Annotated in this window: 15 protein-coding genes; 2 read left to right on the top strand and 13 right to left on the bottom strand. The window is 71.6% G+C overall.

Annotated features, from left to right (window positions below; translation table 11 throughout):
• Positions 1–17 precede the first annotated feature (17 nt).
• From era to hrcA, 8 genes are all read right to left on the bottom strand, one after another.
• The gene (gene era, locus DEI94_RS06435) at positions 18–947 is read right to left on the bottom strand and encodes a GTPase Era (RefSeq protein WP_111008675.1); all 930 of its coding nucleotides are present in this window, start codon (positions 945–947) and stop codon (positions 18–20) included.
• A complete protein-coding gene (locus tag DEI94_RS06430; RefSeq protein ID WP_258368410.1) occupies positions 944–2,272 on the bottom strand; it encodes a hemolysin family protein in 1,329 nt (442 codons plus the stop codon). Before DEI94_RS06430 ends, era begins: the two co-directional genes overlap by 4 nt.
• Complete coding sequence (gene ybeY, locus DEI94_RS06425; RefSeq protein ID WP_111008674.1) at positions 2,269–2,730, bottom strand: rRNA maturation RNase YbeY; 462 nt, start codon at positions 2,728–2,730, stop codon at positions 2,269–2,271. Before ybeY ends, DEI94_RS06430 begins: the two co-directional genes overlap by 4 nt.
• Positions 2,727–3,869 carry a PhoH family protein gene (locus DEI94_RS06420; RefSeq protein WP_258368408.1) on the bottom strand — a complete coding sequence of 381 codons (1,143 nt, stop codon included), beginning with the start codon at positions 3,867–3,869 and terminating at the stop codon, positions 2,727–2,729. Before DEI94_RS06420 ends, ybeY begins: the two co-directional genes overlap by 4 nt.
• On the bottom strand, positions 3,859–4,209 hold the full coding sequence (locus DEI94_RS06415; protein WP_111008673.1) for a histidine triad nucleotide-binding protein: 351 nt from the start codon (positions 4,207–4,209) through the stop codon (positions 3,859–3,861). The genes DEI94_RS06420 and DEI94_RS06415 overlap by 11 nt, the downstream gene beginning before the upstream one ends.
• Before the next feature lie 88 nt (positions 4,210–4,297).
• Positions 4,298–5,041, bottom strand: a complete 744-nt coding sequence (locus DEI94_RS06410) for a 16S rRNA (uracil(1498)-N(3))-methyltransferase (protein ID WP_111008672.1) — start codon at positions 5,039–5,041, stop codon at positions 4,298–4,300.
• 3 nt (positions 5,042–5,044) lie between these two features.
• Complete coding sequence (gene dnaJ / locus DEI94_RS06405; protein ID WP_111026104.1) at positions 5,045–6,160, bottom strand: molecular chaperone DnaJ; 1,116 nt, start codon at positions 6,158–6,160, stop codon at positions 5,045–5,047.
• An 80-nt stretch (positions 6,161–6,240) separates the two neighbouring features.
• Positions 6,241–7,278 (bottom strand): heat-inducible transcriptional repressor HrcA, encoded by a 1,038-nt coding sequence (hrcA, locus tag DEI94_RS06400; RefSeq protein ID WP_111008670.1) that lies wholly within the window; start codon positions 7,276–7,278, stop codon positions 6,241–6,243.
• A gap of 175 nt (positions 7,279–7,453) precedes the next feature.
• Here hrcA and DEI94_RS06395 point away from each other — a divergent pair, with 175 nt between their 5' ends.
• The gene (locus DEI94_RS06395; RefSeq protein ID WP_111026105.1) at positions 7,454–7,861 is read left to right on the top strand and encodes a DUF4870 domain-containing protein; all 408 of its coding nucleotides are present in this window, start codon (positions 7,454–7,456) and stop codon (positions 7,859–7,861) included.
• 75 nt (positions 7,862–7,936) lie between these two features.
• On the opposite strand, the gene hemW is transcribed toward DEI94_RS06395, so the two are convergent.
• Positions 7,937–9,154, bottom strand: coding sequence for a radical SAM family heme chaperone HemW (gene hemW / locus DEI94_RS06390; RefSeq protein WP_181441738.1), 1,218 nt, complete (start codon positions 9,152–9,154; stop codon positions 7,937–7,939).
• An 82-nt stretch (positions 9,155–9,236) separates the two neighbouring features.
• Between hemW and DEI94_RS06385 the strand changes: the two genes are divergently transcribed.
• Positions 9,237–9,971 (top strand): HAD family hydrolase, encoded by a 735-nt coding sequence (locus tag DEI94_RS06385; protein WP_111026107.1) that lies wholly within the window; start codon positions 9,237–9,239, stop codon positions 9,969–9,971.
• Between the two features lie 19 nt (positions 9,972–9,990).
• Here DEI94_RS06385 and DEI94_RS06380 read toward each other — a convergent pair whose 3' ends face one another.
• From DEI94_RS06380 to DEI94_RS06365, 4 genes are all read right to left on the bottom strand, one after another.
• On the bottom strand, positions 9,991–10,644 hold the full coding sequence (locus DEI94_RS06380) for a DUF1990 domain-containing protein (RefSeq protein WP_111026108.1): 654 nt from the start codon (positions 10,642–10,644) through the stop codon (positions 9,991–9,993).
• Positions 10,641–11,327 (bottom strand): DUF1990 domain-containing protein, encoded by a 687-nt coding sequence (locus DEI94_RS06375; RefSeq protein ID WP_220038775.1) that lies wholly within the window; start codon positions 11,325–11,327, stop codon positions 10,641–10,643. Before DEI94_RS06375 ends, DEI94_RS06380 begins: the two co-directional genes overlap by 4 nt.
• Positions 11,324–13,180: a translation elongation factor 4 gene (gene lepA, locus DEI94_RS06370; RefSeq protein ID WP_111026109.1), complete on the bottom strand. Its 1,857-nt coding sequence runs from the start codon at positions 13,178–13,180 to the stop codon at positions 11,324–11,326. The genes DEI94_RS06375 and lepA overlap by 4 nt, the downstream gene beginning before the upstream one ends.
• A gap of 118 nt (positions 13,181–13,298) precedes the next feature.
• Positions 13,299–14,441 (bottom strand): pyridoxal phosphate-dependent aminotransferase, encoded by a 1,143-nt coding sequence (locus DEI94_RS06365; RefSeq protein WP_111012608.1) that lies wholly within the window; start codon positions 14,439–14,441, stop codon positions 13,299–13,301.
• Between the last annotated feature and the right edge of the window lie 151 nt (positions 14,442–14,592).

Here is a 14,592-nt window from a genome sequence, read left to right as displayed (position 1 = left end):
TGACGCCGGACTGGCGATCAGAACCCGAGACGACCGAGCTGCTTGGGGTCGCGCTGCCACTCCTTGGCGACCTTCACCCGGATGTTCAAGTAGACGTGTCGCCCGAGGAGCCGCTCGATCTCCGCGCGCGCCCGGGAGCCGACGTCCCGCAGGCGTTCACCCCCGCGCCCGATGACGATCGCCTTCTGGCTGTCCCGCTCGACGAAGAGGTTCACGTACACGTCGAGCGTGTCGTCGTCCTCGTCGTCCCGCTCGACCATGTCGTCGATCACCACCGCGAGGGAGTGCGGCAGTTCGTCGCGGACGCCCTCGAGCGCGGCCTCGCGGACGAGCTCGGCGACGCGGTCGCTCGCGGTCTCCTCGGTCACGGTCTCGGCGTCGTAGAGCGCGGGCGACTCCGGCAGCAGCCGCACGACCTCGTCCAGGAGTTCGTCGAGCTGGGTGCCGCGGATCCCCGACGTCGGCACGATCGCGTCCCAGTCGCGCAGTTCGGACACCGCGAGCAGTTGCGCCGCCACCTGCTCACGTGAGGCGCGGTCGGTCTTCGTGACGATCGCGATCGTGCGCGCGCGCGGGTGGGCGTCGAGCTGCGCGTTGATGAACCGGTCGCCGGGACCGATCGGCTCGTTCGCGGGCACGCAGAACCCGATGACGTCGACGTCACCGAGGGTCGCCTGCACGAGGTCGTTGAGGCGCTCCCCGAGCAGCGTCCGGGGCCGGTGGACCCCGGGCGTGTCGACGATGACGACCTGCCCGTCGGGCCGGTGCACGACGCCGCGGATCGCGCGTCGGGTGGTCTGGGGCTTCGAGGAGGTGATGGCGACCTTCTCGCCGACGAGGGCGTTCGTCAGGGTCGACTTGCCCACGTTCGGGCGGCCGACGAACGAGACGAACCCGGCCCGGAAGGGGGTCCCGGCGGCATCGCTGGTGGATCCGGTGGTGGTCATGCGGTGTGGTGTCCCGTCGTCGTGGGGGTCGGTTCGTCGTCGAGTGCCGGGGCGTCGTCCGGCGTCGGTGCCCGCTCGACGAGCAGGGTGACCAGGTCGCGACGTCGGCCTTCCACCCGTTCCGCGGTGAGCTCGACGCCGGACACCGTGACGGTGTCCCCCGCGGTGGCCAGCTGGCCGAGCTCCTTGACGAGCAGGCCACCCGCCGTGTCGACGTCGTCGTCGTCGAGCTCCATCCCGAAGAGGTCGCCGAGCTCGTCGACCGGAAGCCGTGCCGAGATGCGCCAGACGCCCGGGCGGATCTCGGTGCGGTCCACGACGGTGCGGTCGTACTCGTCCGAGATGTCTCCCACGAGTTCCTCGATGAGGTCCTCCATGGTGACGAGTCCCGCGACGCCGCCGTACTCGTCCACCACGAGGAGCAGGTGGTTCTTCACCGCCTGCATGAACCGCAGGGTCTCGTCCGCCGGTTTCGACTCCGGCACGAACTCGGCGGGACGCAACACGGTCGTGACGTCAGCGGTGGCGGATCCCGCGCGCTCGTACAGGGCGCGGGCGACGTCGCGCAGGTGGACGACCCCGAGGACGTCGTCGCTGTCACGGCCGATGACCGGCATGCGGGACACCCCCGACCGCAGCGACCGCTCCATCACGGTGGCGAGGGTGTCGTCGACGTCGACGGTCGTCATGTCCGTGCGCGGGACCATGACCTCGCGGACGAGCGTGTCGCTGAACTCGAACACCGAGTGGATGAGCTCGCGGTCGTCCGCCTCGAGCACGTTGCTCTCGGCCGCCTCGTCGACGATGCTGAGCAGCTGCTCCTCCGTCGCGACGCTCGACCCTCCGCTCCGCCCCGGGGTCACGCGGTCCCCGATCGCGACGAGGACGGTCGCGAGCGGCCCGAGCACGATGCGGACCGCGTGCACGAGGCCGCCCGTCCACGCGATGAGCTGGCCGGCGTGGGCACGGCCGACGCTCCGCGGACTCGACCCCACGAGGACGAAGGAGACGGCCGTCATGACCGCCGCCGAGACGAGCAGCGCGACCCACCAGACCGCGAAGACGCGCACGAGCGCGACCGTGACGAGCACGGCCGCCGCCGTCTCGGCGAGGACGCGGAAGAAGTTGAGGGCGTTGAGGTGCGCTCCCGGGTCGTCGGAGATGGCCTCGACGGCCCGGCGGTACCGGCTGTGCTCGGCGATCTCGTCGAGGTCCGCTCGGGACATCACCGACAACGCGGCGTCCGAGGCGGCGAGCAGACCGCCGAGCACGACCAGTGCGGCCGCCACCGCGAGCAGCACGGCGACCAGGAGCACCGGGGTCACCGGCCTCGACGCTGCGCCGCGAAGGCGCTGAGGATCTCGCCCTGCAACCCGAACATCTCGGCCTTCTCGTCCGGCTCGGCGTGGTCGAAGCCGAGCAGGTGCAGCACACCGTGGCAGGTGAGGAGGAGGAGTTCGTCGAGCGTCGAGTGACCGGCCGTCCGCGCCTGCTCCGCCGCGACCTGGGGACACAACACGATGTCGCCGAGGAGTCCGGGAGGTGTCGGGTCGTCCTCGGTGCCGGGCCGGAGTTCGTCCATCGGGAAGCTCAGGACGTCGGTCGGGCCGGGCTCGTCCATCCACTGGACGTGCAGCTGTTCCATCGCGCCCTCGTCCACGAGCACGATCGCGAGCTCGGCGTCGGCGTGGACGTGCATGGCATCGAGCGCGAAGGCCGCGAGACGTTGGACGGCGTCCTCGTCGACCTCGACGCCGGACTCGTTGTTCAGCTCGATGCTCACCGGCTACCTCCTCGGGCGCTGGTCGGGTACGGGCTCTGCTGGCGGTCCTGCGGCGGTCGCCCACGGCGCTCCGAGCGGTTCGTCCCGTCGGGGTTGCCCCGGTACGGAGTGCCACGACCGCCCGGTCGGTCGCCTGCCTGCTCGGCGAGGCGCTCCTCGTCGTAGCGCGAGTAGGCGTCCACGATGCGGCCGACGAGCGTGTGACGGACGACGTCGTCACTCGTCAGGCGCGCGAAGTGGATGTCGTCGACCTGGTCGAGGATCTGGGTCACGAGCCGCAGACCGCTCACCTGCGCGGGCAGGTCGACCTGCGTGATGTCGCCGGTGACGACCATCTTCGAGCCGAAGCCGAGCCGGGTGAGGAACATCTTCATCTGCTCGGGCGTCGTGTTCTGCGCCTCGTCGAGGACCACGAACGAGTCGTTGAGCGTGCGACCACGCATGTACGCGAGCGGTGCGACCTCGACCGTGCCGGACGCCAGGAGCTTCGGGACCAGCTCGGGGTCCATCATCTCGTTGAGGGCGTCGTACAGCGGCCGGAGGTACGGGTCGATCTTGTCGGTGAGCGTGCCGGGCAGGAACCCGAGCTTCTCACCGGCCTCCACCGCCGGGCGGGTCAGGATGATCCGGTTGACCTCACGTCGCTGCAGCGCCTGCACGGCCTTCGCCATGGCGAGGTAGGTCTTGCCCGTGCCGGCCGGTCCGATGCCGAACGTGATCGTGTTCTCGTCGATCGCGTCGACGTAGGCACGCTGGCCGTCCGTCTTGGGCCGGACGGACTTGCCGCGGCTCTGCACGATGGGGGTGCCGAACAGGTCGGTCGGCCGGCGGTCGTCCTCGATGACGCGGGCGGAGGTGGCGACGTCCGCCTGTCCGATGTCCTGGCCGCGACGCACCATGGTGATGAGCTCGTCGACGAGGACACGGGCGTGTGCGACGTCGCGCTCCGGACCGGTGAGGCTGACCTCGTTGCCGCGGACCAGCACGCGGACGGTCGGGTATTGCCGCTCGACCGTGCGGAGCAGGCGGTCCTGCGGCCCGAGGAGTTGCACCATGGCGATGCCGTCCACGGCGAGGTCGACGGTGACCTCGGGCTCGTCGGACGAGGATGCGGGGTGTGCGGTGCTGCTAACCGGCAAGGGTGCCTTCCTGGAGGTCGCCCGCGAGGACGTGGGCGTGGACGTGGAACACGGTCTGTCCGGCGGACGCACCGGAGTTGAACACGAGACGGAACTGGCCCCCCGCACGCTCGTCGGCGACGCGCTGGGCCATCGCGACGAGGTCCGCGAGCAGCGACGGGTCGCCGGCCGCGAGCTCCGCCACGGTGGCGTACTGCTCGGTCTTCGGGACGACGAGCACGTGGACGGGCGCCTTCGGAGCGATGTCCTCGATCGCGATGAGGCGGTCGTCCTCGGCGACGACGGTGGCGGGGATCTCGCGCGCGACGATCCGCGAGAAGACGCTCGGCGAGGTGCTCATCGCTCCATCGTAGGGCGTGCTGCCGACACCGTTCCGAGCTGTTCGCGCTGGGCTTGCGCTGCGCCGGGCGCCCCGACGGTGGCAGCCGTCACCAGCGGCCGAGCCGCGCCTGGAGCACGGCGAGCGCCGCGGGCCCCGCGGTGCTCGTGCGGAGGACCGACGCACCGAGCCGGACCCGCGTGGCGCCCGCGTCGGTGAGGCGGTCGAACTCGGTGTCCGCGATGCCGCCCTCGGGACCGACGACGAGTGCGATCGCCCCCGCGCCCTCGGGAACGGCCACCGAACTGAGCGGCTGCTCCGCGAGCGGATCGAGCACGAGGACCGTCGTCGAGGGCGGGAGGCCCGCCCCGTCGGCCAGGGTCGCGGTCGTGACGAGCGGTCCGACGTCGGGGACCCGGGCCCGGAGCGATTGTTTCGCGGCCTCGCGGACGATCGCGCCCCAACGGGCACGGCCCTTCTCGGTCTTCGGACCCTCCCAGCGGGACACGCTCCGTGCAGCCGACCAGGGCACCACGCCGTCGACGCCGATCTCGGTCGCCGCCTGGACCGCCATCTCGTCACGGCCGCCCTTCGCGAGTGCCTGGACGAGCACGAGCCGTGGCGAGCCTTCCGGTTCGACGTCCACGGACCGGACCGCGAGCGTCAGCGCGTCGCGGCCGACCTCCGCCACCGCGCCGCTGACGACGGTGCCCCGACCGTCCCCGATCCGCAGCGCCTCGCCCTGGCGGATCCGCGCGACCGTGACGGCGTGCCGACCCTCGGCGCCGTCGAGCGACACGACGTCGCCGGGCCGGACGCCGGCGAGGTCGTCGACCAGGTACAGGGACGCCACGGATCAGAAGGTGAAGAAGCGGTCACGGAGCTTGCCGAAGAGCCCCTGCTGGAACCGGGCGAGCTGCGGCGCCGGCGCCTTCCGGGACTTGGCGAGTTGTTCGACGAGACCGCGTTCCTTGTGCGAGAGCTTCGTCGGCGTGACGACCTGGACGCCGACGCGCAGGTCGCCCCGACCCCCACCGCGCAGTCGCGTCACCCCGCGGTCCTTGATCGTCAGGATGTCGGCGCTCTGCACCCCCGGCCGGATCTCGAGCTCGACCGGGCCGTCGAGCCCGTCGATGGTCGTCGTCGTGCCGAGGATCGCGTCGGTCATCTGCACCTCGAGTGTCGCGAGGAGGTCGTCGCCGTCGCGGCTGTACACGTCGTGGTGCCGCACCTTGACCTCGAGGTACAGGTCGCCCGAGGGTCCGCCCGCCGGCCCGACCTCGCCCTGACCGGGCATCTGCAGCCGCAGACCGGAGTCGACGCCCGCGGGGATGTCGACGGGGAGCGTCCGGCGGGCGCGCACGCGGCCCTGGCCCTGGCAGGTCGGGCACGGGTTCGGGATCACGGTCCCGTACCCGCGGCAGGTGCCGCAGGGCGCGCTCGTGACCACGTTGCCGAGGAGCGACCGGACGGTCCGTTGCACGTGCCCGGTGCCCCCGCAGATGTCGCAGGTCACCGGGTGGGTCCCGGGCGCGCTGCACGAGCCGCCGCAGGTCTCGCACAGCACGGCCGTGTCGACCTCGATGTCCTTGTGCGTGCCGAACACGACCTCCTCGAGGTCGACCTCGACACGCAGCAGGGCGTCCTGGCCACGCTCGGCGCGCGACCGCGGCCCGGTGCCGCGCGCACCGAATCCGCCACCGCCACCACCGAAGAAGGCGTCGAAGATGTCGCCGAAGCCACCGGCTCCGCCGCCGAAGGTGCCGTCCTGCGGACCGGCGTCGTAGCGGCGCCGCTGCTCCGGGTCGCTGAGGACGTCGTAGGCGTGGGTGACGTCCTTGAACCGCTCTGCCGCCTCCGGGCTCGGGTTGACGTCCGGGTGGAGTTCCCGGGCCAGGCGTCGGTACGCCTTCTTGATGTCCGCGTCGGCGGCGTCGCGTGCGACGCCGAGGACCTCGTAGTGGTCTGCCACAGCACCTCAGTCTGTCGGAGTGGTCGGCGTCCGCCGCTCGGTGGTCCCGGTCCGGGACGACCGGCGGTCCGGACGGATGGTCAATTGTCGGCCAGGAGCCCCGAGAGGTACCTGGCCACCGCCCGGACGGCGGCCATGTTCGTGCCGTAGTCCATGCGGGTCGGGCCGAGCACGCCGAGCCGGGCGACCTCGCCCCCGGCCGCGGTGTACCCACCGGCCACGATGCTCGTCGCGTCGAGTCCCCCGGCGGTGCCGAGGTACGCGGCGTTCTCCTCGCCGATGCTCGCGGCGACGGCGACCGCGTCGAGCTGCATCTCGCCGAAGAGCCGGAGCAGGGTCACCTGTTCCTCGATCGCCTCGAGCACGGGGAACAGACCGCCGGCGAAGTCGTCCTCGCTCTTCGCGAGGTTCGCCGCACCCGCCATGACGAGCCGGTCCTGGCGGTTCGCGCGGACCTGCTCGACGAGTGCCGCGACCACGACGGCGGCGAGCCCCTGCAGCTCGGGGCGCACGCGTTCGGGGATGCCGAGCAGCACCCGGGGGACGTCCTGCAGCAGCAGCCCGACGGCCGCGGAGCCGAGCACGGCGCGGAGTTCGGTGAGGGCGTCGTCCTCGACGCGGAGATCGGTCTCGAGGATGCGCTGCTCGACGCGTGCGGTGTCCGTGATGAGCACGCTCATGAACCGGGTCTCACTGAGCCGGACGAGTTCGACGTGCCGGACCCGCGCGCGGATCATCGAGGGGTACTGCACGAGCGCGACCTGGTTCGTGAGCTGGCTCAGCAGACGCACCGTGCGACCGAGGACCTCGTCGAGGTCGTTCGACCGCCCGAGGAAGGTCTCGATCGCGTGCCGTTGCGCGCTCGACAGCGGACGGGCCTCCGTCAGGTGGTTGACGAACACCCGGTAGCCCTTGTCGGTCGGCACCCGCCCCGACGACGTGTGCGGGGCGACGATGAGCTGTTCTTCCTCGAGGGCGGCCATGTCGTTCCGGATCGTCGCCGACGACACCCCGAAGGCGTGCCGCTCGACGATGGAGCGGGATCCGACGGGCTCGCGGGACGCGACGTAGTCGCGCACGATCGCCTTGAGCACCTCGAGACTGCGTTCCGACACCATGACGCGCCCTCCCTCCTGCCGCTCGTGCGCGATGTGCGTCCGGAGGGTCCAGCGGTGCTCGCACCGTCCGCTGTGCCACGGGGCTGGCACTCTCCGGGTCCGACTGCTGATCCTACGCCGAACCGCGGAGCGCCTGGGCCTCGAACCGGTCACAGCGAGCCGTTACGCTTCCGGCATGAGCACGACGCCGCCCTACGGACAGCAGCCGGACCCGCAGTGGGGACAGCAGTGGGGGCACTACCAGCCACCGCAGCCGATGCGCCCCGAGGACCAGCGCCTCTGGGCGACCCTCGTGCACGTCGGCGGGATCTTCTTCCAGTTCGTCGTCCCGCTGGTCGGGTACCTCGTGCTGCGCGACCGGGGACCGTTCGTCCGCGAGCACACGCGGGTCGCGTTGAACTTCCACATCACGATGGCGATCGCGTACGCGGTCGGCGTCATCACGTCGTGGCTCGGCATCGGCGTCCTCGTCCTGTTCGCCGTCGCCGTGATCCAGGTCGTGTTCGGCGTCATCGCGGCCGTGCGCGCCAACGCCGGGCAGTTCTACCGCTACCCGCTCAGCATCGAGTTCGTCCGCGCCTGACGACCACCGTCGGTCACCTGCCGGCGGACACGGCCGGGAGGCCCGCCAGCAGCCCGCCGCTCCCCCGGCGGTCCGTCAGTCCAACAGCTCCCGCACCACGGCGTCGGCCAGCAGGCGCCCGCGCAGCGTGAGGTCGAGCCTCCCGGACAGGGCGGCGCGGCCGTCGACGAGTCCGCGCGCGACGAGCCCGGCGACGCGCCCACGCGCCTCGGGACGGAGCTCCGCAGTGGCCAGCTCGCCGCGCACGCGCGCAGCGAGCAGGACGCGCTCGACGTACCGGGTCTCGTCGTCGAGCGTCTCGCGGCCGGCCGCCGGTGAGTCGCCCCCGAGCACGCGCGCGGCGTACGCGGCCGGGTGCTTGACGTTCCACCATCGGGTGCCGGCGACGGCCGAGTGCGCGCCCGGACCCACGCCCCACCAGTCGTGGCCCTTCCAGTAGGACAGGTTGTGGCGGCTCGCGTGCTCGGCACCGCGGGCCCAGTTCGAGACCTCGTACCAGCTGTACCCGGCGGCAGCAAGACGTGTGTCGGCCTCCTCGTACATGTCGGCGGCCAGGTCGTCGTCCGGCGCCGGCAGGAGGCCCTTCGCGACGGCGCGCCCCATGGCCGTGCCGTCTTCGACGATGAGCGCGTAGGCCGACAGGTGGTCCGGTCCGTACCCGATCGCCGCGTCGAGCGAACGGCGCCAGTCGTCGAGTGACTCCCCCGGCGTCGAGTAGATGAGGTCGAGGCTGACGTCGAGCCCCTCCGCCCGCGCCGCGTCCACCACGAGCGGGACCCGCTCCGGGTCGTGCGTTCGGTCGAGCGTGGCGAGCACGTGGGGCACCGCGGACTGCATGCCGAAGCTCACGCGCGAGAACCCGCCGCGGCGCAGCGTCGCCAGGGACTCCGCGTCGACCGAGTCCGGGTTCGCCTCGGTCGTGACCTCGGCACCCGGGAGGATCCCCCAGGTGTCGTCGATCGCACGGAGGATCATCACGAGGTCTTCCGCAGGCAGCATCGTCGGGGTCCCACCGCCGAAGAACACCGTGGACACCGGCCGACGCGGGACGCCCGACCGGTCGAGGACGGACGCCGCGAACCGGATCTCCTGGACCGCGTGACCCGCGTAGTCGTCGCGCCGGACGCCCCGCAGTTCCGACGCGGTGTAGGTGTTGAAGTCGCAGTACCCGCAGCGGACACGGCAGAACGGCACGTGCACGTAGACGCCGAACGGGACGCCTCCCGCGTCCGCCGAGGGGACGATCAGGCCGTCCGCGGGGGCGGGATCGGCGATCGGCAGGGCGCTGGGCACGGACTCCATTGTCCCACCGCGCCGCCGTCCCCGGGTCACACCACCGGTCGCGCGGCCGGAACGGGGTCGCCATGATGGTCCCATGCACGACAGCACCACCTCCGGGAGCACGGACCCGGAACCCAGCGCCGACAGCGTCGTCGGCACCATCGTCCTCTGGGACGTCGACGGGACCCTCGTCGAGAACGCCGCCGTCCCCGGGAGCCTGTACCACCTCGCGCTCGAGCGCACCGTGGGCCGGGACCTCGAGCAGCTCGTCGGACACCAGCACGGCCGGACCGACGCCGGGATCATCCTCGAGGCCCTCCGCGCCCACGGGCTCGACCCGGAGCTGTCCGAGACCGTCCGCGGACACCTGCAACGCCTGTCCGAGGAGCGCTACCGGTCGGGTGAGCGGCGGACACCCGCGCCGGGTGTGATGGCCCTGCTGCAACGCATGACCGATCGTGGCTGGCGCTCCGCGCTGCTCACCGGGAACTCCGCGGGTCGGGCTCGCCTCAAGCTCGCCAGCGCCGGGTTCGACCCGGACGCGTTCGACTGGGCGCACTCGTACTTCGGGGACGAGGACGTCGAGCGGCAGGCGCTGACGCGCCGGGCGGCCGCGGACCTCCGCGGGAACCGGGTGGTGGTCATCGGGGACACGCCCCGCGACGGCACCGCCGCCGACGCGGCGGGCATCCCGTTCATCGCGGTCGCCACCGGCGTGCACGACGTCGACGAGCTCCAGAGGACGAGCGCGGTCGCGGTCGTCGCGGACTGCGCGGAGGGTGCCGACACCCTGCTGGACGCCGTCGCCGCGCTCCGACCCCTGGTCTGAACGGCCCGGCGCGCGATCCTCACTCGGAACCGAGCAACGCCTGCAGGTAGGCCTGGGCGAGTCGCCGCTGCTGGCGTCGGAGGAACGGGCCGAGGAACCGCCACCCGCGCGACGACGGCTGCGAGAACTGCCGCACCTGCAGCCAGACCGAGCCGTCCGTGGTGCGCTCGACGACGAAGGACTCCTCGCCCGACACGGGGTGCCCCTCGAGCGTGCCGTACGCGAAGCCCTTGCGGTCCGGTTCGTCGATCACCGAGACGACGCGGACCGGGGCGTGCACGACCCGCCCGTACGCGTGGATCGTCAGCGTCGCGGTCGTCCCCGCGGTCAGCAACGGCGTACCGTCCGGCGCGAACCGCTCGGTCGTCCTGCCGCCGATCGAGGCCGGTGTGACCGGACGACCCTCGTCGTCGAACTCGACGGGGGTGTAGCCGACCTCGTCGTCGTCGGGGACGTCCTCCACGCGGACCCGGATGCCGCTGCGCTCCTGGATCTGCCAGGTCAGGGTCTGGACCCACGCCGTCTCGAACCGCTGGTCGCCGTGGCCGATGCGCGTGCGGGACTCGCTCGGCGTGAACCCCTCGGGCGGGTAGGTCATGAGGTCCGGCGCCTGGGTCGCCCCGACGGCGCCGTAGGTCAGGGCGGTGGGGCGGTGGCTGCCGCGGGTGCTCATCCGCCCATCGTACCGAGCGTGGGATCGTTCCCCCCGGCGAGGACCCGCAGGTAGCGCGCCGTCGTGCGCCGCGACTTCCACTGCACGAACGGCCAGAGCAGCGCCCACAGTCGGTTCGCCGGTCGTGAGAACGACCGCACGACGAGCCAGACCGTGTCATCGGGATGGTGCTCGACGAGGAACGCGACCTCGCCCGACTCGGGGTGCCCGCGACGGGTGCCGTAGGCGAAGCCGCCGCGGGTCTCCTCGTCGACCACGCGGACGGCGCGGACCGGCGCGTGGGTGGTGACGCCGTACGCGCGGATGTGCAGGACAGCACGGTCTCCGGCGCGGAGGCGCGGGTGCGGTCGCCCGGGTCGGGACGGGTCGCGCGGACCGTCCGGGTCCTCCCGGGCCTCCCGGTGGTCCTGGGTCTCCCGGTGGTCCTGGGTCTCCCGGACCTCCGGTTCCACCCGGATCCCGACGCGCTCCTGGATCTCCCAGCGGAGCACGGCGTCGACCGTGCGGTCGTGGCAGGCACGACCGCGCCCGATCCGCGCGGCGTCCTGCCGCGCGCGGTACCCCGCTGGCGGGGCCGTCACCAGGTCGGGGGCGAGCGATCCGCCCTCGGGCGCGTAGGTCAAGGCGTCGCGGTCAGCACCGGCACGTGCGGCGTGGGCGCTCCCCGGACCGTCGGCGGTCACTTCTTCTTGGCGTCCTTGGCCTCGGTGTCACCGGAGAGCGCAGCGATGAACGCCTCTTGCGGGACCTCGACGCGACCCACCATCTTCATGCGCTTCTTGCCCTCCTTCTGCTTCTCGAGGAGCTTGCGCTTACGGGTGATGTCACCGCCGTAGCACTTCGCCAGGACGTCCTTGCGCATGGCACGGATCGATTCGCGCGCGATGATGCGCGCACCGATCGCGGCCTGGATCGGGACCTCGAACTGCTGCCGCGGGATGAGTTCGCGCAGGCGACCGGTCATGAGCACGCCGTACGCGTACGCCTTGTCCCGGTGGACGATCGCGCTGAAGGCGTCGACCTGGTCTCCCTGGAGCAGGATGTCCACCTTGACGAGGTCGGCCTCCTGGTCCCCCATGGGCTCGTAGTCGAGGCTCGCGTACCCCTGCGTGCGGCTCTTCAACTGGTCGAAGAAGTCGAACACGATCTCACCGAGCGGCATCGAGTACCGGAGCTCGACGCGGTCCTCGCCGAGGTACTCCATGCCGAGCATCGTGCCGCGGCGCGACTGGCACAGGTCCATGATCGCGCCCACGTAGTCCTTCGGCGCCAGGATCGCCGCGCGGACGACGGGCTCCTTGACGCTGGCGATCTTGCCCGACGGGAACTCCGACGGGTTCGTGACCTCGACGGTCTTCTTGTCCTCGGTCGTGACCTCGTAGACCACACTCGGCGCGGTGGTGATGAGGTCGAGTCCGAACTCGCGGGACAGCCGCTCCGTGATGATCTCGAGGTGCAACAGCCCGAGGAACCCGCAGCGGAACCCGAAGCCGAGCGCGACCGAGGTCTCGGGTTCGTAGACGAGTGCGGCGTCGGACAGCTTCAGTTTGTCGAGTGCCTCGCGCAGGTCCGGATAATCGCTGCCGTCGATCGGGTACAGCCCCGAGAACACCATCGGCTTCGGGTCGGTGTACCCGGCCAGCGCCTGGGTGGCGGGCCTCGCGGCGCTCGTGACGGTGTCGCCGACCTTGGACTGCCGGACGTCCTTGACGCCGGTGATGAGGTACCCGACCTCGCCGACCGCCAGGCCCTTCGTCGGTACCGGCTCCGGGCTCGACACCCCGATCTCGAGGATCTCGTGGGTGGTGCGGGTCGACATCATCTGGATCTTCTCGCGGGGGCTGATGCGCCCGTCGACCATGCGCACGTAGGTGACGACACCGCGGTAGCTGTCGTAGACCGAGTCGAAGATCATCGCCCGCGGCTCGGCGTCCAGGCGACCGACCGGCGCCGGGATGCGTTCGACGACCCGGTCGAGCAGCTCCGCCACGCCCACGCCGGTCTTGCCGCTCACGCGCAGGACGTCGGCCGGGTCGCCGCCGATGAGCTGCGCCAGCTCGGCGGCGTACTTGTCCGGCTCCGCGGCGGGCAGGTCGATCTTGTTGAGGACCGGGATGATCTCGAGGTCGTTCTCGAGCGCGAGGTACAGGTTGGCCAGGGTCTGCGCCTCGATCCCCTGGGCGGCGTCGACGAGCAGGATCGCGCCCTCGCACGCGGCGAGCGACCGCGACACCTCGTACGAGAAGTCGACGTGGCCCGGAGTGTCGATCATGTTCAGGGCGAACGTCTGGCCGTCACGCTCCCACGGCATGCGCACGGCCTGCGACTTGATGGTGATCCCGCGCTCGCGCTCGATGTCCATCCGGTCGAGGTACTGCGCCCGCATCGCACGCTCCTCGACGACGCCGGTGATCTGCAGCATGCGGTCGGCCAGCGTCGACTTGCCGTGGTCGATGTGGGCGATGATGCAGAAGTTGCGGATCGCCCCGGCCGCCGTCGACGCGGGTTCGAGTGGTGCGGATGCTTGTGGGCTCACGGTTCCTCTGAGGTCGAGCGGTGGATCGGTCGATTGTTCCACGCGCAGCCGACCGATGCGGCCAGACCCGGCCGCGGCGACCGCGGCGAGGACGGGAGCGACCCTGCCGGCAGGGTCGTCAGCGCGGGTCCGGGAGACGACGGAGACCCTCGCGGAGCACCGCGGGGTCCGCGGCCAGGCACACGCGGATCCACCCCTCACCGGCCCTCCCGAACGCGCTACCCGGCGCCACCGCGACGCGCTCCGTCAGCAGGAACCGCTCCGCCCATGCCGCGACGTCCCCGTCGGTCGCGTGCGCGACGTCGATCCACAGGTAGAACGCGCCCTCGGGGTCGTTGTACGTGATGCCCTTCGCGTCGAGGACCTGTCGCGCCACCTCGAGGTTCGCGCGGTAGTGGTCACGGGCCTCCTGGACGGCCGAGTGGTCCCCGACGATGGCCGCGAGGGCCGCGAACTGGTCGGGTTCGGCGACACAGCTCACCGTGGCCTCCTGGACCGTCCGCATGGTCCCCGCCATGCCCCTCGGCGTGACGAGGTACCCGACGCGCACGCCGGTCATCGCGTACGTCTTGCTCAGGGAGAACACGCTGAACACCCGGTCGTCCTCGTCGAGGGACGCGGGACTGACGTGGCGCGCGCCGAACGTGAAGTACTCGTAGACCTCGTCACTGATGACCCAGAGGTCGTGCCGACGGGCGAAGGCGAGCAGCCGCTGCACGGTCTCCGCGCCGACCACCGACCCGAGCGGGTTCGACGGCGAGTTGAGCAGGAGCACGCGCGTGCGGTCGGTCACGCTCGCCTCGAGGGCGTCGAGGTCCGGCTCGAACCCGTGCGCCGGTGCAAGCTCGTACGGCACCGGGACCGCACCGAGCATGTGGGCGTTCATGGTGAAGGTCGTGTAGCCGGGGTCCGGCACGAGGACCTCGTCGCCCGGTGCGAGCAGCAGTGCCATCGCCTGGTGCAGGGCCTGGGTCGCCCCGACGGTCACCCAGACCTGCTCGATCTCGGCGTCGATCCGGTTCTCGCGGGACAGCTTCTCCTGGAGGGCCCGCCGTAGTGGCGCGATCCCGCCGTTCGGCGTGTAGTTGGTCCGGTCCTCGGTCCACGCGCGCCGCGCCGCGTCGCCGATGTGCCGGGCCACGGGCACGTCGGGCTCGCCGACCACGAGCATGATGGCGTCGTCGAGGAGCAGAGCCTGCTCGTAGATCCGCCGGATGCCGGAGTCGGGCACGGTGCTGATGTGCGGCGCGAGCGATGGCATGGCGCAACGCTAGTCGAGGGGTGGCGCGTTGATCGCTCCTCGTGGTCCTGGTAACATTGCTCGCTGGCTTGCGTGTTCCATCTCCCACAGGTGGAGCGCGATCCGCGATCGGACCCTCTATCCCTGTGATCGCGTTCACCCGTCCGAGACA

It is taken from the genome of Curtobacterium sp. MCBD17_040 (assembly GCF_003234805.2).
In the GTDB taxonomy this organism is placed as follows: Bacteria; Actinomycetota; Actinomycetes; order Actinomycetales; family Microbacteriaceae; genus Curtobacterium.
Note: the sequence above shows the minus strand (reverse complement) of the source record. Positions and strands in the feature narration are given on the sequence as shown.

What these genes read in the sequence shown, in the direction of transcription:
- hrcA (WP_111008670.1), bottom strand. Translation starts at nt 7,278, where the DNA reads ATGGTGTCGGAACGCAGTCTCGAGGTGCTCAAGGCGATCGTGCGCGAC.
- era (WP_111008675.1), bottom strand. Translation starts at nt 947, where the DNA reads ATGACCACCACCGGATCCACCAGCGATGCCGCCGGGACCCCCTTCCGG.
- DEI94_RS06365 (WP_111012608.1), bottom strand. Translation starts at nt 14,441, where the DNA reads ATGCCATCGCTCGCGCCGCACATCAGCACCGTGCCCGACTCCGGCATC.
- DEI94_RS06380 (WP_111026108.1), bottom strand. Translation starts at nt 10,644, where the DNA reads ATGAGCACCCGCGGCAGCCACCGCCCCACCGCCCTGACCTACGGCGCC.
- DEI94_RS06385 (WP_111026107.1), top strand. Translation starts at nt 9,237, where the DNA reads ATGCACGACAGCACCACCTCCGGGAGCACGGACCCGGAACCCAGCGCC.
- DEI94_RS06395 (WP_111026105.1), top strand. Translation starts at nt 7,454, where the DNA reads ATGAGCACGACGCCGCCCTACGGACAGCAGCCGGACCCGCAGTGGGGA.
- DEI94_RS06415 (WP_111008673.1), bottom strand. Translation starts at nt 4,209, where the DNA reads ATGAGCACCTCGCCGAGCGTCTTCTCGCGGATCGTCGCGCGCGAGATC.